We start from the raw sequence: 20526 nt of genomic DNA, 5'->3' as shown, positions 1-20526 counted from the left end.
TAATGAATCAAGAATTAATTCAGAAACTGCAATATTCCTATACAGGAAAGCATGAGACCTACCCGTTGCCACTGCCTCTGAAAGATTCACTTCAACTTATCTCTGAATTTTTTGAGCACAACACAACAAACAAACTTTGCCTTGTATTCCCATCAAAGGAACATGCAGCACAATGGCTTTCTGTTCCCGTAGCTTTAGATTTAATTAAGTCTGATTATCTTCAATATTCTGATGATATTTATAATGCTTATAAAAAATATAAAAAAGGGGATCTGATGATTCTTAACAATGATGCAGTTGTTAAGTGGTCTAGAGCAGAGTCCGATTTCATTTATTTCAAACATAAACCAAACAAGAATAATGAGGAAGAGATCGGTGTTCCTTTAAAAGATATTTATAAACTGCAACCTGCACCAAAAAGTCGGAATGCCTTGTCTTCATATGATAGAGTGAGAAAAGCAATATCTTCACGTTCAATCTCGCCGATTGATAGTCTATTGGAAATAAAGACAGATGGTAATAAACTGTTTCAAAAGAAGTGCCTCTGCCTCACAAGCAAGTTTAAATCCTTTGATGATTCAATTGCTAATGTTTTAATAAATCAAGCCATAATTTCTGATTATTTCAAATATGACAAGATAGATGAAAATGGTAATATAGAGGGGAAATATCCGCTTCTCATTTCAAATAATTTTTCCAGTCTTATTCACTCTTTAGCGCAATCTAATATGGTTTCATATATTATTATTGATGGTTTCAATACTGTAACTTCTAGAAGTGACTTTTCAGATATAGACAGAAAGTTCAACATTCCAACTATTCTTGTTACTGATCTTTCGGAAATTGAAACTTTTGAAGACATTAAAAATTTTGGCTTTGAGTTTTTCAATTTCACGAAAGAAAATATTACAATTAAAAATTCAGGCAATCAATCACCGTTTGAGATATTTGAAAAGAAACTCCTAAACTATGTTGTGTTTAAGTTTGAAAGAGACGTTTGCAGCAATACAGAACTTGAATCTGTTTCGCAAATACTTCACTCACTTCCCAAGGATGATTCAGACGAGAATCTGAATATTCTCAAAGGTATGTTGATTCAACTTTCAAATTTGCTTTCAAGAATCTGCCATGTTCCAAATGAATCTGAGATTTCAAATTACATTCAGAAGTTAAACAACATTGAAACGCATTTTTCAAAATGCAGCTTATGGTTAGGAGATTCAAACAAACCGATTCAAGAAAGTATTTCTCTTCTCAAATCTGTTGTTGAAAAGTTTTCATCAACACCTTCTGAAAAGTGTGCAAGGTTGAAAGAGTTAATGAACGCAGACCGCTATGATTTCATCATATGCCCAACAGAAGATGAATCTAAAGCACTAAACAACTTTCTTAATACATCTGCCTATACACATAGACCGCAGGTAATATCAGTTGCTAATGTAAACGACAATTTGCTTTCAAACAGCCCAATCAAAGCAATTTTAACAGGTTGGGCAAAAGCCAACAACATCAATAGAATTCTTTCCTCGTTTCTTTTTTCAGAACTCACGGTTTTGTTCTACCAATTTGAAGACAAGTATTACAATTCGTTGCAAAGAAGAAACAGGAAAGACAGTGAAAATATAAGGGCAACGATAAATAGCAAAGGCATTCGTTTAGAAGGTGAATTAAAAAAATCAAAAGGGTTTGATGATTTGTATTCAGGTGCTGAAATTGGTGAAACAACTTCTGAAAGCTCATTTGACATTGTTGCGTTTGAATTGAAACTTGACAATACTCAGTACTCAAAATACGCGGCAAAAGGAGATATTGCTGAAAGTTGTGAAGCAAAACGAATTGATTTTGAAAACAGCACTTTCATTTATGCCACTGAATCACACAAGTTCATTGTGATAAACGAACTGATTGATTCCGCCAAACAAAACCCAAACATTTACAGCAAAAAGTATGAAGCACTTCAAACAGGCGATGTAATAGCATTCATCAATACCGACAGAGATGTTTTGGTTGAATTAGTACAGAGGAACACAAAACCGGATGAATTAGCGAAAATTAAAAAGTGGATTGACTTATGGAAAAATCTTTTGAGAGAATACAATGCTTCAATCGGCAACAACTTCAAAAGGTTAGTGGAAGATTTGAAAAAGTATGAATGCAAAAAGCATGAGGTGACAATCAGAAATTGGTTGCAGGACGACAATCTCATAGGTCCTGACAGCAATGATGATTTGCTTAGTATTGCAGTGTTGACCACTTCGGAATTACTCTATAATAATGTTTCAAAGGTCAGAGAGGCAATAAACCAAATGACAAGTTTAAGGTTTCGGGCAGCAACAATTGTCAGAGATAAAATAAAAAGCAAACTGATGGCCATTGCCAACACCTCCATTATAAATACATCAATTGAAATTCAGGGCTTGGGCAGAGTAGAAATATTGAAGATATGCGAATTGAGAAAAGAATCTGAAGAAATTGATAAAAGATATGTTCACCGCCTAATACAAAAGGATTTCATTTAGTGGCGAAACTTTTACCACCATACATTGACAAGAACTGCAAAAGCACGGGTGAAAAAATGTTGTATGACATTTTTAAGAACAGTTCATTTACAAAGGATTGGATTGTTTTACATTCCCTTAACCTTTCTCAACACACAAAGCGACTTTATGGTGAAATAGATTTTCTTATTCTCATTCCGGGTGGGGGTATTTATGTAATGGAAGTAAAAGGAGGAGCTGTAAGATGTGTTGGGGGAGTATGGCAGTTCACAGACAGGTTCAATAAGACTTGCACAAGCAATGTTGGCCCGTTTAATCAGGCAAGAGAGGCAATGTTTTCGTTGCGTACAGCTATTGAAAAGGAATTTGGCAGAGGCCACAAATTCACTAAAATATTGCTTGGCTTTCTTTGTGCTTTTCCACACATAAGTTTTGACAAGCACAGTGTGGAATTTGAATACTGGCAGATTCTTGATAAAGATACAATCCAAAACTGTATAGAAAGTTTCTTTCATAATTTAGTTCAGAAGTTCATACAAAAACACAAAGGTCAAAAATGGTTTTCTGAAAAAGATTCATTGCCCGATGCAAATGATTTGTTACTTCTATGTGATTTTTTAAGAGGTGATTTTGAAAGATTAAGAACAGTTAAAGAAAGATTGGAAGAATTTAACAAACAGGTCAAATCCTACACAGCGGAACAATACAGAGTTCTTGACCACATCCAATTTAATGAAAGAAGCATTACGCAAGGCAGTGCAGGAACAGGCAAGACAATGATTGCAATGGAATCATCTGTGCGGGCAGCACATGAAGGCAAAACAGTTTTCCTGACTTGTTATAATCGTTTGATAGGTGAATGGATGCAAAAGCAACTTGAAGAATACAAAGACCAAATTACGGTTTCAAGTTTGCACAGCTTCTTATTCGAACAATCAAAAGGATTTAATTACGACCAGACACAATCAAACAAGCAAGATTTTTATTCAAAGTATCTCCCTCTTTTGCTAAGAGATATTTACCTAAAAGGAATCAACAAGAAGTTTGACAAATTGATTATTGATGAAGGTCAGGATTTAATCAGAGAAGAATATTTAAGTTTGTTTGATTCAGTGCTGAATGAAGGTTTGGCAAATGGTTTTTGGGAAATTTATGGTGATTTTGAACGGCAGGCAATATATGCCCAACTTTCCAAAGAAGAAATGTTTGCTCTGATAAACAAGATTGTACAACCAACAAAATTTCTTCTGAAAATAAATTGCCGGAACACAAAGCAAATTGGTGAAGAAACTTCTTTGCTTTCAGGATTTGAAAAGCCACCTTTTTTACTTGAATATCTGGAAGGAATTCCTGTTGAATATGCTTTCTACAACGACCAGACACATCAAATACAACTGTTGGAAGAACAATTAAGAAAACTTTCTGACAGCGGACTGCCTCTGAATGAACTTATAATTCTTTCGCCAAAAAGATTTGAAAACTCTTGTGCTGGTCTTGTTTCAGACGTTACAATTGCGGAAATAAAATATACAAACGAAATTTCTACCACTCAATATTTCTTTGGCTTTGCAACAGTGCAAGCATACAAGGGAATGGAGAGTAACTATGTTTTGATTACAGACATTGAAGAATTAGCTAGTGAAACTGCGAAATCATTATTATATGTAGGTATGAGCAGGGCAAGATATGGTTTGATACTTCTGATTGCAGAATCAATGAGAAGTCAATATAAAAAAATTCTAAAAAACAAACTAAAATTAACATGAGAGAAGATATTCTGAAATTCATTAGACGTGAACTTATCGGTCCTGACCCCGTAACGCCGCATATACAGGAGAGCGGAGAAGAAATCCTCATCAACGAGCCGCCACGGTTAAGGTATGGTACAGGAATTTTATTCCCGAGAGCAGCAACATTTGAAAAAGTAGATTCAACTTCTGCTGATGAAGAAAAGATTATGGAAAAGGTTGAAGAGGATAAAAAAGAAACTGATGACCCCGTAAAAACTGAAGACAGCAAAGCACCGGTTGATGTGAGTGAGGACTTTGAGGAAGAAATAGGATTGGCAAACAGTTTTCTTCCGTCAGCAATGGGTTTCAGTTGCTTTTCCAAAATTCCGAAAGACGGTTTCAGGGTAAAAGTGAATGTTGCTGTTTACGAAAGCAAAGAGTATTCCTACACAAAAGAAGATGGAACAACTGTTACTCGAGATAAGGCATATTACCGAATTCCGTTAGACCAAGAATTGACTTTGGTGGCAAGTGAAATTCCATTACAGTCAGGAAGATGCTTTGACAAATTTTTGCTTAACAAAGACGGCAAGGAAATAAATCTGAAACTCAATATCAGAAACAGAACACACGGAGAAAGTTCAGGAAAAGATATTCACCTGCTTACTTTCACTTTGATAAACTTAAATACAGGTGGAACAGAAAATATCAAAAATGAAAAATGTTTTTTCCAGGTTTCATTTTCAGTAAGTGCAAACGAAAGGTGTTTTTCTCCTTACAAGGTAGCAGCATCAAAAACCGACAAGGAAGATGAAAAATCAAATCACTTGCTCTTCGGCAAGAAAAAGACTTTTGCAGTAGGTCATGGCTGTTCGCCAAAATGGGATGATAGCGAAACTGAATTTGCAAACTCAATTGTTACAGAAGTTCTTCCTGGTTATGAAATTAAACCGATTGTTCCGAGAGAATTGGAAAATGTTCCGCTGAAAATGTTTGACCTGAGTGATTTGTCAGACAAAGACATTACAGAAAATTTGGTGAGATTAAATTCTGAATATGAGGCTTGGATAAATGAACAGGAAGTTACTGCAAAAAAAGAACTATCTGGAGAACTTTTGGAAACTGCTTTCAGGCACATAGAAATCTGCCGCTCATGTTTCTCCAGAATAAAAGATGGTGTCGAATTACTAAAGTCAAATGAGAAAGTCAATCGGGCTTTCAGGTTGATGAATCGGGCAATGTTGCTTCAGCAACTTCATTACAGTATTGAAACACGAAACTGGATAATTGAAAATGGAAACATAACCGGACTGAAAAATGCAATGATTCCAGATATAAATGATAGCACAACATGGAAAGCCGGCCTTGGTTCCTGGAGACCTTTTCAACTTGCATTTATTCTCATGAATCTGAATTCTATGCTAGATGCAAACCACCCCGACAGAGAAATGGTTGACTTGATTTGGTTTCCTGCTGGTGGAGGAAAAACAGAAGCATATTTAGGCTTATCGGCATTTACAATTTTCCTGAAAAGATTAAAGGATAAAAACGATGCAGGCACAACAGTAATAATGCGATACACACTGCGTTTGCTGACAGCACAACAGTTTCAGAGAGCGGCATCTTTAATCTGTGCCTGTGATAAAATCAGAAAAGAAAATGAAGAAGAGTTGGGAACGGCAAGAATTTCAATCGGGCTTTGGGTGGGAGAAAGTTTAACACCGACTCATCGTGATGATGCAAGAAAAATATTTAAAAAAATGGAACAAGGCAGAGAAGAAGATAATCCCTTTATTGTTTTGAAATGTCCCTGGTGCGGCTCTCAAATGGGTTATCTGAAAGATGAAAGGAGAAATAAAGTAAAGGGTTACAAAAGAAGAAAAGTTGGAACAACAGAAACTATCATCTACCAATGTGACAATTCGGAATGTGATTTTTCAAGAACTGATTTCACTTTACCCTTGTTTGTTATTGACCAAGACATTTATGATAATCCCCCTACTTTGTTAATTGGAACAGTTGATAAGTTTGCAATGCTCACATGGAGGCCTGAAGCGAGAACGCTTTTTGGTTTTAGAGATAATAGGGAAAGATTATCACCACCAGAGCTAATTATTCAGGATGAGTTACATCTGATTTCGGGGCCATTAGGTTCAATGGTTGGATTGTATGAAACAATGATTGAGGAACTCTGTACAGCAAATAATGTAAAGCCAAAAATTATTGCGTCAACAGCAACAATCAGCAGGGCAAAAGAACAAATAAATTCCCTTTACGGCAGGGGAACTCAGAACGTAAATATTTTTCCGGCTCAATGTTTAAGTGCTGGTGATTCATTCTTTGCATACGAGGACAATGCTAGCACAGGCAGATTGTATGTGGGCATATTTGCATCTGCATTGCCTTCTCATGCAACAGCACAGGTTAGAGTTTTATCAGCATTACTTCAAGCAGTCAAATCTATATCTGTAGCAGACGAAAAGGAACGAGACCCTTATTGGACAGCATTGACTTACTTCAATAGCATCCGTGAATTAGGTCATGCGGCAACACTGATTCGTGCAGACATCCGTGAATACATGAATTCAATTTGGATCCGAAAGGCGATCAAGGGAGATGAAAGAAGGTTTATCAACAGGGATATTGAACTGACAAGCCGTATTAACAGCACCGATATTCCTGAATACCTTGAACAACTTTCCAGATCATGGACAGGTGATAAATCAGAATATCCGGTTGATGTTTGCCTTGCAACAAATATGATCTCGGTTGGCGTTGATATTCCAAGACTAGGTTTAATGACCGTTGTCGGGCAACCAAAAACAACATCTGAGTATATTCAGGCAACGAGCCGTGTTGGCCGTTCTAAGAAAGGACCCGGACTTGTTTTTACAATTTACAATTGTTCCAAGCCAAGAGACCGTTCCCATTTTGAACACTTTCAGGAATACCATTCAAAAATTTACAGCAAGGTTGAACCAACAAGTGTAACACCCTTTTCAGCACCGGCCAGAGAAAGAGCATTACATGCAATCTTAATTGGATTAATACGATTTTATTCAGAGCAAAGCAGAAATTCTCCAAAACCTTTTCCTGCAAGTGAAACAATAGAGAGAGTGAAACAGATAATTTTTGACAGAGTGAATTTGATTGATGATGTTGAGTATGAAAAAACACTTGTACTGATTGAAAAAAAATTGAAGGATTGGAAAAATGAATTGCCGTTGATTTATGGCTCATTCGGGCAAATAACAAACATTCCGTTGATGTACCCGGCCGGGACAAATCCGTCAGAAGATATTAAAGCAAGGGCATGGCCAACACCAACATCAATGAGAAATGTTGATTCAACTTGTGATGCAATCGTAATAACTGACTACATAAACATTGACAACTAACAATGCCAGCAAAAAAACCAATTAGAAGGTCACAGCTTATTTCCCCCTGGGGTGTTGGGCAAATGATTAATTTCCCAAAGGATGAATCATTGATGGTTGCCGGACTTGATTTGTGGGAAGAAAAATTCAGAACCCTTTCTGACCTTGAAGAATTCAAAGTAATAGAAGAACGGTTAGCAAAGAGATTAGGTGTAAGAGACTTCAGGCTGCCACCTGATTTCAGAGATCCGGGACATGGCGTTACAAATCCTTCTTTAAAAATTCCATTTGTAAGATTTCCAAAGTGGCATTACTGCACACGCTGCGGACACATGGAAAATGTTTCAATCTTTCATTCTCAAAAACCAACTTGTTCAGGTGTTTCCTTTGGTTCTGGAAGGTCTTGTTCAAGTATTGCTCCCAACAAACGTCAAAGATTAATTCCTGTTCGTTTTATTGCTATTTGTCCAGACGGGCACATACAGGATTTCCCATTCATGGAATGGGTTCACGGCGCAACACCAACAGAAGGAAATCATCAATTAAGACTAAGAGCAGGCAGAAGTTCCGGGTCATTGTCAGGTATAGAAATCACTTGCGGTTGTGGTACACATAAAACAATGGCGGGAGCGTTCAACGAAGCAGCATTACATAAGATCGGGGTTGATTGTTCAGGAGATAGACCCTGGTTGGGTGAAGAAGCAGAAAGGAATAACGCGCAACATTGCGTACAACATTTAGTAGTAGTTCAAAAAGGTGCATCTAATGTATACTTCTCACAGATTCGCAGTTCAATTTATTTACCTCAATGGGAAAAATCAGTTGACGGAAGATTAATTGAAGTATTGGAAAAAAATTGGGGATTTCTCACAAGACGCATGGAGAACGGAAAATTTCAGCGAGTTACTTTTGAATTAGTTGCTGAAAGAAATTTTTCAGAAGATAAAATTGATTACTATACAGACAAGTTACTTGAAGCAGCTACAAAAAGATTAACAGGTGTGAGCAACTCTATCACTGATGATTCAGAAGAGAACTATAGAAAAATGGAGTATGATGCAATTCTTTCAGAAGCAGGTGGAGAAAATCAGGATTTCTGTGTTACTAAAAATATGGCCAACATTTATGCTGATACGGAAACCGGCGGTGCAATCAGTAAAGGTTTTACAAGTATAGGTTTACTTCATAAGTTGAGGGAAACAAGGGCATTTGTAGGTTTTTCAAGATGGATTCCTGACGATGGCAAAAGTTTAGAAGCGCGAAAGGATTTTATAAAACTTGGCAAGAGTATCTCATGGCTTCCGGCAATTGTGGTAAGAGGCGAAGGGGTTTTTTTTGAATTTAATGAGAAACGTTTGAAAGAATGGTCATTAAAACCAGAAATAATTGAAAGAATCGCTAAGCTTTCAAATAATTACACTTCAGAAAGACAGAAAAGAGGGCAAGAAGGAAGAAATATTACTCCTCAATTTGTTTTAATCCACACCTTTGCTCATTTAGTAATAAATCAGTTCAGTTATGAATGTGGCTACGGAAGTTCTGCATTGAGGGAAAGAATTTATTGTAATCTTGAATCGGAATCAGAAACAATGAACGGAATTTTGATTTATACTGCATCTGGTGATTCAGAAGGTTCTATGGGCGGACTGGTACGACAAGGAAAGCCAGGAAATCTTGAAACAATAGTTTACAACGCAGTTGAAAATGCAAGGTGGTGTTCAAGCGACCCGATCTGTATAGACAGCCACGGACAGGGTCCTAACTCATGCAACTTTGCAGCTTGTCACAACTGTGCATTATTACCAGAAACTTGTTGCGAAGAATCAAACATGCTGCTTGACAGAGCAATGTTAATTGGAGATTTGGACAATCCTTCAATAGGGTATTTTAACGTTGTAATTTAAAGACAAAATGGGACAAGACATCTGTTTTGTCTTGCAAGAGGGGAAGATTGTCTGTCCTATGGGCCTAGTCTTCCGAATAGAAAACTTATCTGTTTCTGATACTAACACTCTCTGATATCTGATAGGCTGCATTCCAGATTTTTTGTAACTCTTTACACCAGCCTGTCGGCAGACTGGTACTGTATCACAAGCATCCTGCTTGTGATATTTGTAACTCAAGCTGGAAGCTTGAGTTACTATTCCCCCCCTAATTGCTTTTTTACAAAAAATCGGGAATGCACCCCTCTGACACTCTGATACCTTGTCGAATGACGAACCTTGAGCAGGTTCGCAATGACGAAAGCGGAGACCTGGGGTTCGATTTCTTTGCGAAGAAGCCATCGGAATTCTTTACCGTAACTATCCTGACTGTGTGCGGAATAGAGAATAACAGGCGACTGATTAATGCCGTGAAAAAAACCATTAAGAGGAAGCTACCAAATGGTCAATCTGAAATGAAGGGTGCTAAGGACTCGATAGGGGTAAAGAACTATTTCTACCGGCAGGTTTCCACTGTTCCGTTTGACATATACTCACTTACCCTGAACAAGCGGCGTGTTTACGACAGCCTCGCAAAACAGAAAGACAGAGTTTACAATTTTATCGCACGAAACGCGCTTGAGCGGATTCCGGTTAATAATGCCACCACGCGGATAGAAGTGATAATAGACAAGAGTAAAAGCAAGAAAGAGATCCGCGAGTTCAACGAATATATCATTCGCCACATCAAGGGGCGCATTGACCTACGGATTCCGCTCGATATATATCACTGGACATCGCACGAAAATATGGGATTGCAGGCGGTTGATACGTTTTCCTAGGGAATATTCAGGAAATATGAAAAGAAAGACTACGAATGGTTCAGCGTATTCAAGGGAAATGTGAGATATGATACGATCTATTTGCCTGAAAAATAAAAAAGAGCGCGCCCTGTGAGCTTGTTTCGCCATAGCTTTGCCAACCTCCGGAAGGGAATACCATGGACAACCCACAGCGGTCTTACCGCTCTTTTTGCAATTTTCATTTTATTTCCTTTATTTGTCAAGAAATATTTGTTTAGAAACAATAGTTGGTAGGGTGGATTAAGCGAAGCGTATCCACCAAAAATAATGGCAAAATGGCAAAATAGGGACGGCAAAATAGGGACAGCGACCATTTCTGGAGATTTGGAAAAGTAAGTAGATAACATTTCTGCCCCTATTTTGTCAGGAAGACCGCAGGCCGGAAGACTTGTTGTTCCAGGTGTTTCTCGATTGGGGCATTGAACTGACCCTGCCGGTGGTGAAAGAAACGATTGAGGGTAAAACCATGTTCTTTGTGGATGATAATGTGCTGACGGCCTGTTTTTGATAACGGCATTACCGAAGAGCTGGTGAAACGCCTGGCAAAACGCAAACCCCTGCGTGCGGTATTCCGCGATAGCTCATACGGCAGCAACAGTGTAAAGATCAATGTGGAGCATATCTTTAAGCTCTGATCTCCAGGTACTGAAGGGCGAACGATTTAGGGAAAGAACCACAGATGAATACAGATAAACACGGATTTGGATTCGAAAAACTTGTTGTGCTGTTTGCGCAGACACAGAGTGAGTTGCAGAAACAGGCAGCCCGCTCGGTTGATATTGCTTTAGTAGTTCGCAACTGGCTCTTTTCGGCTCAAGCCATTGAAAATCAAAGGCACTTCTACCACACGCTTGAAACTATACCGTTCTTTCTACCATAAATATCAAAACATTGGTCCGGCACTGTCGGACAAATCTTCTATTGATACAATCAACTGAGGAAAAATTACGTAGACTGCGTCTGAGCAATTTCTGAATGCCAGATACCGAAAAGATAAAGAAAAAGGGGTAACCACGGAATACACGGAATACACGGAAGAAAAATATTGGGAAAAGGATGGGAAAATATTATTGGAAGAAGAATCGTATGCTATATGAGGATGTATTGTAAAATAAATGTCAGTGTATTCCGTACTACTTATGATCATGTTGCGATTTTTGATGAAGCACAAAGGGCATGGAATAAAGATCAGACCGTTAAATTCATGAGGCAAAAAAAGAATCAGAGTAATTTTAATTATTCAGAGCCAGAGTTTCTCATTTCTTGCCTTGATAGACATAAAGATTGGGCTGTTATCGTTTGTTTAGTTGGAGGTGGGCAGGAAATAAATACTGGAGAGGCAGGAATATCAGAATGGTTAAATGCCATTTACAGTAAATTTACTGACTGGGAAGTTTGTATTTCACCAAACCTAACTGATAGTGAATATGCGGCAATCGAATCTATTAGTAAACTTCAAGAAAGAGGGGTTACAAAATATAATAAAGATTTACATCTCTCTGTTTCAATGCGGTCTTTCAGGGCAGATAAAGTTTCTTTTTTTGTAAAATCACTTTTGGACTTAAACGTAGATGAAGTAAAAGAAACGCTATCATCTATCTCAGAAAATTATCCAATTATGTTAACAAGAGATTTAGCAAAAGCAAAGAAATGGTTGAAACAAAAATCAAGAGGAACCGAACGATACGGAATAGTAGTATCCTCCCAAGCCCAAAGATTAAAGCCCCTTGCAATTGATGTTAAATCCCCAATGAATCCTGTAAACTGGTTTTTAGAGGGTAAAGATGATGTTCGTTCTTCCTATTATTTGGAAGATGTTGCAACGGAATTTCATGTTCAGGGCTTGGAGTTGGATTGGGCTTGTGTTACTTGGGACGGTGATTTAAGATATTCTGAAAGCGGATGGGGAACTTTTTCTTTTGTTGGTAATAAATGGCAAAACATTCACAAGGAAGAAAGAAAAAGATATTTGATTAATGCTTACAGAGTATTGTTAACCAGAGCTCGACAAGGAATGGTAATCGTTCTCCCGGAAGGAAATGTTGAAGACCATACCAGAAAGCCAGAATACTACGACAAAACTTTCAACTATCTAAAAAGTATCGGTATCAAAACTCTTTAGCAGTAATTTCTATTTTCTTGAATGAAGCGGACAAGGCTATACTTAGAAAGTTTCTTCACGCCAATTCTGACTTTCTAAACATTCTTAATTCTTGGGTTGGCCCAGAAAAACAAATCAGGGATTTGCAGTCAGGAACATGGAGCGTTGAGATAAAAACAACTCATCAAAACAATCATCAGAAAGTTCACATAAGCAGCGAAAGACAACTTGACACACGTGATATGGGAAATCATTTTCTCTATCATCTTTCATTGGAAGCAAGACAACAATCGGGCGAAATATTAAATCAAATTGTTGATTCTGTTTCAGAATATTTAAGTTCTGACATCTTTACGAACACACCGGATATTTAATTCGGCAGGATGTATTCTGCAAAGTAGAAAATGACTTTCCGGGAATTGAGGAGAGAGATATTTGCAGTAAAATAGGGACAGCGACCATTTCTGGAGATTTGGAAAAGTAAGCAGATAACATTTCTGTCCCTATTTTGCCAGGAAGACCGCAGGCCGGAAGACTTGTTGTTTCAGGTATTTATCGATCGGGACATTGAACAGACCCTGCCGGCGGTGAAAGAAACGATTGAGGGTAAAACCGTGTTTTTTGTGGACGATAATGTGCTGACGACCTGTTTTGATAACGGCATTACCGAAGAGCTGGTGAAACGCCTGGCAAAACGCAAACCCCTGCGTGCGGTATTCCGCGATAGCTCATACGGCAGCGACAGTGTAAAGATCAATCTGGAGCGGATATTTAAGATCCTATCTCCATGTACTGATGTCCGATCGATTTAGGGAAAGAACCACAGATGAATACAGATAAACACGGATTTGGATTCGAAAAACTGGTTGTGCTATTTGCGCAGACACAGAGTGAACTACAGAAACAGGCGGCCCGTTCGGTTGATATTGCTTTAGTAATTCGCAACTGGCTCTTTGGCTGGTATATCGTGGAGTTTGAAAATGGCGGTGCAGAGCGGGCGGAACTGTATGGCAAGAAACTTCTTCAATGCCTTTCTGCGGAGCTCAAACAGGCTGGGCTGAAAGGTGTTTCACTAACTAATTTGAAGCAGTTCAGGCTGTTTTACGAAACCTACAAAGAGATTGGTCGGGCACCGCCTGACCAATCTTCTATCGATACAAACAACTGGGGAAAAATTACACAGACTGTGTTTGCGCAATCTCTGAATGTCGATACCCAAAAGATTCGGCAGGCAGCGCCTGACCAATCTCAAGAAACAAGGGCATGCCTGCAGGAAATCACGGCAAAACTGTCAGCTCGCTTTGTGCTTGGCTGGACGCATTATGTCACGCTTCTCACGGTTAAAAATAGTGAAGAAAGGCGGTTTTATGAAATTGAAGCCGCAGAAAAAACGGCTGGGGATATCGTGAACTGGAACGTCAGATTAACTCGGCTCTTTATGATCGGCTTGCTTTGAGTCGTGACAAAGAGGAGGTGAGAAGATTATCCACACATGGACAACTCCTCGAAAAACCGGCGGATGTGATCAAAAATCCTTACATTTTAGAGTTTACGGGATTGGAAGAATGCAAAGCATTCAGTGAGCATGATCTGGAAACAGCTCTTATCGACAAAATAGAGTATTTTCTCCTGGAATTGGGTAAGGGGTTCCTGTTCGAGTCCTGCCAGAAACGCTTCTCCTTCGAGAATCGTCATTTTTATGTAGATCTGGTTTTTTACAACCGACTTCTGCGCTGTTACACTATAATTGACCTCGAAATTGGTGACTTAAAACATCAGGATTTGGGTCAAATGCAAATGTATGTGAATTATTTGAGGATACTACTATACTTTATAATAAACTAAAAATCACCTTTTTGGTTGCGGCCAAAGGCCGCGCTAGGTGTTCCGTGGTTAAAATTCTTTTTACGGAAGAAAGGAAAAACAGATGGGGAAAATATTATTAGAAGATGAGACGTATGCCATTCGGGGAGCGGTATTTGATGTTTACCGTGAAATGGGATGCGGTTTTCTGGAGGCTGTATATCAGGAATGCATGGAAAAAGAACTTCAAATCCGAAATATTCCATTTGTTGTCCAGCAAGATCTGCGATTGTTTTATAAAAATGAAACACTGAAGCAAACCTACAAGCCGGATTTCATCTGTTTTGATAAAGTTATTGTTGAGATAAAGGCGGTGAAAGAGATATGTGATGAACACCGTGCTCAATTGCACAACTATTTAAAGGCAACAGTGATGAATGTTGGTTTACTGGTCAACTTTGGACACTATCCAAAAGCAACCATAGAACGTATTGTAAAATAAATTTCCGCTTAAAGGCAACCACGGAATACCTGGCGCAGCCTTTGGCGGCAACCAAATTCTAAATATGAATATCGAAATATGAAACAATTTCAAATGACAAAAAACCCAATGCTCAAAACTTTATGTAAGCCTCACCTAATCAATGCCTTACGGTTATGCATTATGGAAAACGAGCATTAAAAACAAGAAGTTGATGGATAGTAGTACAGATTAAAAAATTAAATATTCGTATTTCAACATTAAATATTTTGCCAAAAAGTGCAAAGAAATTACTGCTAAATGAAAAATGAAAACAGTTACCCTGTGAGCTGATTTTTGTGAACTTAAGCTGAAATTAATATACATTTGAAGATGTTAAACAGAAAATATCATATTTTGTTATTTGCGATAATCGTTGCCACCCCTCTTATCGTCTATCTCAATTCCTTGGCAAATACGTTTGTTTATGACGATTACCTAACGATAACTAACAATCACTTTATTCGTGAATGGCGTTATATTACCGCACTTTTTAGCAAGAAATATGCCGCTGTATCTAATGAACTGACGTACCGCCCCATTGTTACCCTTTCGTATTTTATCGACTATGCCCTCTGGGGGCTAAGGCCTGCCGGATACCACTTCGTCAATAACATTATCCACACCGTCAATGTGGTTTTATTGTATTTTCTGGCGCATCGGCTTTTTGGGAATCGTATAGTCTCTTTGATCTCTTGCCTGATGTTTTCCATACATCCGGTATTTTCTGAGGCAGTAAACGCAATAAGTTATCGGGAGGATCTTTTATCTGCGACCTTTTTGTTGATTGCGTTTATTTTTTTTCTCAAATCTTCAGATAAAACGGCATGCGTCAGGAATCTTTCTGCCTTTTATGTGGTATCCCTGATTGCCTATTTCTTTGCGTTATTATCAAAGGAAATGGCAATTACCTTTCCCCTCCTTGCATTTGCCCACGATTTTATTTTTAAAAGAAAAGAGATTGTCAGCCGCCAGTGTGCCGGTATGCTTCCGCGCAGCGTTTATTTTCTCAGTGGCCGTTTTGTTACCCACTATATTGGATACATTATTATTAGTGGCATATATTTGTTTTTGCGATTCAAGGTATTTAAAAATCCGGGAGAAGTGATATTTTATCCTGAAAAAAGCATCTTTATAAACGCCCTTATGATGACGAAGGTAGTTGGGTATTACCTTAAACTTTTCTTCATTCCCATGCCCTTAAATGCGGATTATGTTGTTCCTGTTGCATATTCTGTCTTCGATGGGGCGTTTATTATTTCTCTTATAGTAATCTGCTGCACTATGGTACTGGTGAAAAAAAATTGTTTTTCCGGGAAGTGGGTTTTTGCTTTCACCTGGTTTTTTGTAACGATGTTGCCCGTGCTTAACATAGCCCCTCTGCTGAATATAATGGCGGAAAGATATCTTTATATCCCGGGCATAGGATTTACCCTGTTTGCGGGACTGGCATTTAACAAAGGCTTTCAATGTTTTTACAGAAGAAGGCATTATTTTTTGTCATTTGTTGTGATAATTTGTTTTTTGCAGATGTGGGGGACAATACAGAGAAACGGATCTGGCTTAATAATTTCCTTCGCGCCCCCCCCGCCCTCCCTTTTGTACGTGTTGCCCCTACTCCCCTCTGCTGAATATATGGCGGAAAGATATTTTATATCCCGCATAGGATTTACCCTGTTTCGGGCTGGCATTTAACAAAGGCTTTCAATGTTTTTACAGAAGAAGGCATTATTTTTTGTCATTTGTGGTGATAATTTGTTTTTTGCTGATGTGGGGGACAATACAGAGAAACGGGATCTGGCTTAATGAATTTACCTTCAGCACGGAAACGATACGCCGTTCGCCAAAGAGTTACAGGATTTACAATGGCCTTGGATATTTTTATTACAATAATGGTTTAATCGATAAGGCAATTCAGGCGTTTGAAGGCTCTATACAGGCAATGCCGACACATCCAAAGGCGCACAGCAATCTCGGCGCAGCGTATTCTCTGAAGGGAATGCAGGACAAGGCGATTGAGGAACTGCAATTTGCCGTTCGGCTGAGAGATCAATACCCGGAAGCGCATAACAATCTGGGACTCCTTTATAAAAGAAAAGGCATGCCCGACATGGCGATTAATGAATATGTGGCGGCGCTTAAAACAAACCCCTATTATGCGGATGCGCATAATAATCTCGGAAGCGTTTATATTGACACGGGAAGGTATGAAGAAGCCCTTTCTGAATTAGAAAAGGCATTAAAAATCAGAAGCAACTTCGCGCTGGCGCACTATAATATGGCGGTAATCTACTTCAAAAAGGGCCAGGTGGAAGATGCGTATAATAAACTTTTGGAAGCTTACAAGCTGGACCCCGGCAATGCCGATGTTCATCTCAGTCTTGGAGTTGTTTATAAAGACCATTTTCACGATACTGCCAAAGCCCTTTTTCACATAAAAGAGTCATTACGTATAAATCCACAGCACAAACAGGCGGAGGAAATGAGGAAGGTTATCAGGGAATTAACCCCGTAAGAAAGTCGGCAATCTACAGTCGGCAATCGGCAAATTGCAGATTGGGGATTGCAGACTGAGGACTGTTTTCGTGCTTAGGCTGGTTAAAAGGGAGTGAAACCGCAGATTGTCATATCATACACACTAAAACCACAATGGGATACCCCATTTTTTTTGTTGCAAAGAACGGAAGGTCTTTGCTATACTTTGCCTTTATATTGTTTGTTTTAGCGATAAGTTAATAGGTATTTACACATAGGGCAATGTGGGTATTTTTAAAGGATTTGGTGTTTCGATGATAAGTAAAGAAGCAAAACAGAAAATTATTAATGATCTTAAAATTCATGAAAATGATACAGGTTCTTCAGAAGTGCAGATAGCTTTGCTCACGGGACGAATCAATCATTTAACGGGCCATCTGAAGGTGCATAAGAAAGATAACGCATCGAGAAGAGGATTGTTGCAGATGGTCGGCAATCGTTCAGCGTTACTTAATTATTTATCAAGAACAGACCGCGAAAGATACAAAAAACTAATAAATAAACTAGGTTTACGCAAATAAATCTAAATTCATGGAGGAATCAATATACATACCCACACCAATGCATAAGACAATTAAAACTAACCATTCCTTTGCTGGTCAATGGAAAATTTAAAGAACATAGATTGAGAGGTCAAAATGGCACAATTTAAAGTGGAGAAGTTGATCGGCAATAGAGCGCTTAGCATAGAAACAGGCCGGGTCGCAAGGCAGGCCGATGGCGCCGTATTAGTGCAATATGGCGAAACTATCGTATTAGTTACAGCGGTTTCTGCATCAGAAGAAAAGGGAAACGTAGATTTTCTTCCACTTACCGTAGATTACCGGGAAAAGACATATGCTGCCGGGAAATTTCCTGGCGGTTTTTTCAAGAGAGAAGGAAGACCTTCTCAAAAAGAAATCCTCACTATGCGGTTAATAGACCGCCCTATCAGACCACTCTTCCCAGATACGTACTTCCGCGAAGTGCAGGTTATGTCAATAGTGCTTTCCGCCGATAAGGAAAATGATCCTGATATACTTGCGATGGTGGGCGCTTCCGCCGCATTATCCATTTCAAGCATTCCCTTTAGCAAACCTACCGGCTCGGTAAGAGTTGGGCAAATTGAAGGGAAATTTATTATCAACCCCACACATGCCGAGTTGGCACAAAGCAGCATGGATATTGTTGTCTCCGGGACAGAGGATGCCGTTATGATGGTTGAGGCGTCTGCAAAGGAAATTCCCGAAGAACAGATGGTGGATGCCATTATGTTTGGACATGCGGCTATAAAAGAAATCATAACTCTTCAACACGAACTTATTGAAAAATGCGGAAAAGAAAAGCAAATTGTTGCTCCTTCCATGATGAATAAAGAACTCATGGAAGAAGTTAAACAAAAATATTATACCGCTATTGTAGAAAAGAATCTGACTCCTGGAAAAGGATACCGAAAAGAAGCGCTTGATGAAATACTTGCGGCCATAATTAATGAATACTGTGTAGAAGGCGTCGAAAATGCACCTACACCAAAAGAAATTAAAGCAATATTTGAGACAGTTGAAACAATTGTAGTCCGGGAACAAATAGTGTCTAAAGGATTGCGACCCGATTCCCGCGGATTGAAGGATATAAGACCTATTACCTGTGAGGTTGGCATTCTCCCCAGAGTACATGGCTCTGCTTTGTTTACAAGGGGAGAAACACAGGCAATTGTTGTGGTAACCCTAGGTACCACATCGGACGAACAAAAAGTGGACGGACTTGAAGATGAATATTCAAAGAAATTTATGCTGGATTACAATTTTCCGCCTTTTTGTGTTGGTGAAACAAAGCCGTTGCGAGGTCCTGGCAGGAGAGAAATCGGGCATGGCGCATTGGCGGAGCGGGCACTGGCAGAAGTCCTTCCACCACCGAACAAATTCCCTTACACAACCCGTGTGGTGTCTGATATAACCGAATCTAACGGGTCTTCTTCGATGGCATCAGTTTGCGGCGGGACGCTTGCTTTAATGGATGCCGGTGTGCCTATAAAAGCTCCTGTAGCCGGCATTGCTATGGGTTTGGTGAAAGAAGAGAACAGTGTATGTATTTTATCTGACATATTAGGGACCGAAGATCACCTGGGAGATATGGATTTTAAGGTTGCAGGCACCGCGCAGGGCGTAACTGCTTTGCAAATGGATATAAAAATTGCTGGAATTACTGAGAAAATAATGCGTGATGCACTGGCGCAAGCCAGGGAGGGCAGGCTTCATATTCTTCAGGAACTGGAAAAAGTCATTGAAAAACCGAGAGAAAAAATTTCTGTATACGCGCCAAAAATTGTACAGATTAAAATTAACCCGGAAAAAATCGGAATGATTATTGGCCCTGGCGGAAAAAACATAAAGAAAATACAGGAAGAAACCGGGGCAAAAATTGAAATTGAAGATGATGGAACGGTAATCATTTCCGCAACCCTTGGTGAATCGGCAGAAAAAGCAAAAACATGGATTGAAAATATGACGAAGGAAGTTGAGGTTGGAAAAACGTATAAGGGAAAAGTTTTATCAATAAAAGAATATGGGGCGTTTGTTGAGATAATTCCCGGGCACGATGGCTTGGTACATATTTCCGAGCTTTCTTACGAATATGTTGAAAAGGCGGGTGATGTTGTGGAGGTAGGCCAGGAAATAATGATAAAAGTAATCGGCATAGATGACCAGAAGAGAGTCAAATTAAGCAGGAAAGCTGCTTTAAAGGAAAGCGAACAACCCCTTACTCCTAAGAATTAAAATTAACTATAATTGGGTATAATATTTGAGAAAATTTCAAAAAGGAGGACGTATTAGAGATTCTGTAAACAAATAATATATCTATTTTATATCTTTTTTATCTTTTTAGGAGGATGTAGAATCGTACGGTAAAGAAAAATGTTGCTAAGTTTGTTCGTTTTTTTAAAGTGGTAAGTATTAAATATAAGGAGAATGAGATAATGGCGATTGGCAAAGTCAAGTGGTTTGATGCAAAAAAGGGTTTTGGTTTTATCGAGCAAGATGGCGGAGGAGACGTCTTTGTTCACTATTCCAATATTGGCGGTGACGGATTCAAAACACTCGAAGACGGAGAAAAGGTAGAATTTGAAGTCGTCGAAGGAGCGAAAGGCCTGCAAGCCCAAAAAGTTAATCGCGTAGCTTCTTAAAAAATATATAAAAT

18 protein-coding genes are annotated in these 20526 nt (G+C 38.8%); 17 read left to right on the top strand and 1 reads right to left on the bottom strand.

The features are described 5' to 3' along the window. The first annotated feature begins 2 nt into the window (after positions 1-2). The 5 genes from M5U24_RS04030 (at position 3) to M5U24_RS04010 (ending at position 10369) form a co-directional block, all read left to right on the top strand. Complete coding sequence (locus tag M5U24_RS04030; RefSeq protein WP_164995656.1) at positions 3-2519, top strand: DrmE family protein; 2517 nt, start codon at positions 3-5, stop codon at positions 2517-2519. A 425-nt stretch (positions 2520-2944) separates the two neighbouring features. Beyond that, on the top strand, positions 2945-4264 hold the full coding sequence (locus M5U24_RS04025) for an ATP-binding domain-containing protein (RefSeq protein ID WP_298201648.1): 1320 nt from the start codon (positions 2945-2947) through the stop codon (positions 4262-4264). Continuing rightward, positions 4261-7626, top strand: coding sequence for a helicase-related protein (locus tag M5U24_RS04020; RefSeq protein WP_169704095.1), 3366 nt, complete (start codon positions 4261-4263; stop codon positions 7624-7626). Before M5U24_RS04025 ends, M5U24_RS04020 begins: the two co-directional genes overlap by 4 nt. A gap of 2 nt (positions 7627-7628) precedes the next feature. Next, on the top strand, positions 7629-9509 hold the full coding sequence (locus M5U24_RS04015) for a DUF1998 domain-containing protein (RefSeq protein ID WP_164995653.1): 1881 nt from the start codon (positions 7629-7631) through the stop codon (positions 9507-9509). A 308-nt stretch (positions 9510-9817) separates the two neighbouring features. Next, positions 9818-10369 (top strand): DUF3800 domain-containing protein, encoded by a 552-nt coding sequence (locus M5U24_RS04010; RefSeq protein ID WP_164995652.1) that lies wholly within the window; start codon positions 9818-9820, stop codon positions 10367-10369. Positions 10370-10745: 376 nt separating this feature from the next. On the opposite strand, the gene M5U24_RS04005 is transcribed toward M5U24_RS04010, so the two are convergent. Then, positions 10746-11000, bottom strand: a complete 255-nt coding sequence (locus M5U24_RS04005) for a hypothetical protein (RefSeq protein ID WP_164995651.1) — start codon at positions 10998-11000, stop codon at positions 10746-10748. A 69-nt stretch (positions 11001-11069) separates the two neighbouring features. Here M5U24_RS04005 and M5U24_RS04000 point away from each other — a divergent pair, with 69 nt between their 5' ends. The 12 genes from M5U24_RS04000 (at position 11070) to M5U24_RS03945 (ending at position 20512) form a co-directional block, all read left to right on the top strand. Further along, positions 11070-11270, top strand: a complete 201-nt coding sequence (locus M5U24_RS04000; protein WP_164994266.1) for a hypothetical protein — start codon at positions 11070-11072, stop codon at positions 11268-11270. Between the two features lie 165 nt (positions 11271-11435). Then, positions 11436-12512 (top strand): DNA/RNA helicase domain-containing protein, encoded by a 1077-nt coding sequence (locus tag M5U24_RS03995; RefSeq protein ID WP_298201645.1) that lies wholly within the window; start codon positions 11436-11438, stop codon positions 12510-12512. Between the two features lie 17 nt (positions 12513-12529). Then, the gene (locus M5U24_RS03990; RefSeq protein ID WP_157820536.1) at positions 12530-12865 is read left to right on the top strand and encodes a PD-(D/E)XK motif protein; all 336 of its coding nucleotides are present in this window, start codon (positions 12530-12532) and stop codon (positions 12863-12865) included. A gap of 165 nt (positions 12866-13030) precedes the next feature. Next, entirely contained in the window at positions 13031-13303 is a 273-nt protein-coding gene (locus M5U24_RS03985) for a hypothetical protein (RefSeq protein WP_099325395.1), read from the top strand. Between the two features lie 14 nt (positions 13304-13317). Further along, complete coding sequence (locus M5U24_RS03980; RefSeq protein WP_197705169.1) at positions 13318-13947, top strand: DUF1016 N-terminal domain-containing protein; 630 nt, start codon at positions 13318-13320, stop codon at positions 13945-13947. Then, a complete protein-coding gene (locus M5U24_RS03975; protein WP_298201643.1) occupies positions 13944-14336 on the top strand; it encodes a PDDEXK nuclease domain-containing protein in 393 nt (130 codons plus the stop codon). The genes M5U24_RS03980 and M5U24_RS03975 overlap by 4 nt, the downstream gene beginning before the upstream one ends. Positions 14337-14418: 82 nt before the next feature. After that, positions 14419-14796 carry a GxxExxY protein gene (locus M5U24_RS03970; protein ID WP_164995650.1) on the top strand — a complete coding sequence of 126 codons (378 nt, stop codon included), beginning with the start codon at positions 14419-14421 and terminating at the stop codon, positions 14794-14796. Between the two features lie 375 nt (positions 14797-15171). Then, complete coding sequence (locus M5U24_RS03965) at positions 15172-16509, top strand: hypothetical protein (protein ID WP_298201641.1); 1338 nt, start codon at positions 15172-15174, stop codon at positions 16507-16509. A gap of 49 nt (positions 16510-16558) precedes the next feature. Further along, entirely contained in the window at positions 16559-17329 is a 771-nt protein-coding gene (locus M5U24_RS03960) for a tetratricopeptide repeat protein (protein WP_298201690.1), read from the top strand. Positions 17330-17603: 274 nt separating this feature from the next. Next, positions 17604-17870 (top strand): 30S ribosomal protein S15, encoded by a 267-nt coding sequence (gene rpsO, locus M5U24_RS03955; RefSeq protein ID WP_099325397.1) that lies wholly within the window; start codon positions 17604-17606, stop codon positions 17868-17870. A 117-nt stretch (positions 17871-17987) separates the two neighbouring features. After that, positions 17988-20105, top strand: coding sequence for a polyribonucleotide nucleotidyltransferase (gene pnp / locus M5U24_RS03950; RefSeq protein ID WP_099325398.1), 2118 nt, complete (start codon positions 17988-17990; stop codon positions 20103-20105). Positions 20106-20305: 200 nt separating this feature from the next. Next, entirely contained in the window at positions 20306-20512 is a 207-nt protein-coding gene (locus M5U24_RS03945) for a cold shock domain-containing protein (protein WP_099325399.1), read from the top strand. The last annotated feature ends 14 nt before the right edge of the window (positions 20513-20526 follow it).

This window comes from Candidatus Kuenenia sp., from assembly GCF_027493735.1.
In the GTDB taxonomy this organism is placed as follows: domain Bacteria; phylum Planctomycetota; class Brocadiia; order Brocadiales; family Brocadiaceae; genus Kuenenia; species Kuenenia stuttgartiensis_A.
Note: the sequence above shows the minus strand (reverse complement) of the source record. Positions and strands in the feature narration are given on the sequence as shown.